This window comes from Psychrobacter sp. 1U2, assembly GCF_051847575.1.
On the sequence record NZ_JBPYDC010001360.1, the window covers coordinates 1 to 618 of the forward strand.

Below are 618 nucleotides of genomic sequence, written 5' to 3' on the forward strand. Positions count from 1 at the left end.
TTCACCGTTCAAACTTAGTGGGCATGGGCGTGTTGCCATTGACCTTTAAAGATGGTGAGAATGCAAGCACTTATAACCTCGATGGTTCAGAAGTCATTAGTATCACAGGGCTTGACAATGGCGAGAGCAAAACTGCCAAAGTCACTGCTACTCGTGCCGATGGCTCAGAGGAAGTCTTTGAAGTTAACGTTGGTTTACAGACGCCAAAAGAGCGCGAATACGTGCGTCATGGCGGTGTATTGCACTATGTGCTACGTCAGCTCGCTACTGAGAGTAAAGAAGCTGCGTAGTGATTGATTAGAGTTAGAATAATATAAAGCCCAGTCTCCTTAATGTAGGGGACTGGGCTTTTTTTATGAGTAGGTAGATTTTATAAAAAGTAGCTTATTTGGACATTTATAGCAGTTTTCTCAACCCTTCTCAGTCAACAGCTTAATACCTAAGCCAATAAACACCACACCACTTATTTTATTCAAAATAGATTCAGTTGTTGGGTTTTCTCTCAGGCTTTTACTAAACTGTGACGCCAATAATGCCAAACACGTGCACCATATTAGGCCAGTTACGGCAAAAGTAAGCCCTAAAATTAAAAAGGACAACATGCCATGAGCGTAATTA

The 618-nt window shown here is 41.6% G+C and carries 1 protein-coding gene and 1 pseudogene; one reads left to right on the forward strand and one right to left on the reverse strand.

The features are described 5' to 3' along the window. Positions 1 to 290, forward strand: a pseudogene (gene acnA / locus ACS8FD_RS22095) (aconitate hydratase); the annotation flags it as partial. A 120-nt stretch (positions 291 to 410) separates the two neighbouring features. Here the strand turns inward: acnA and ACS8FD_RS22100 are convergent. Then, positions 411 to 618, reverse strand: a 208-nt coding sequence (locus tag ACS8FD_RS22100; RefSeq protein WP_439277444.1) for a LysE family transporter, incomplete at its 5' end; no start/stop codon positions are given.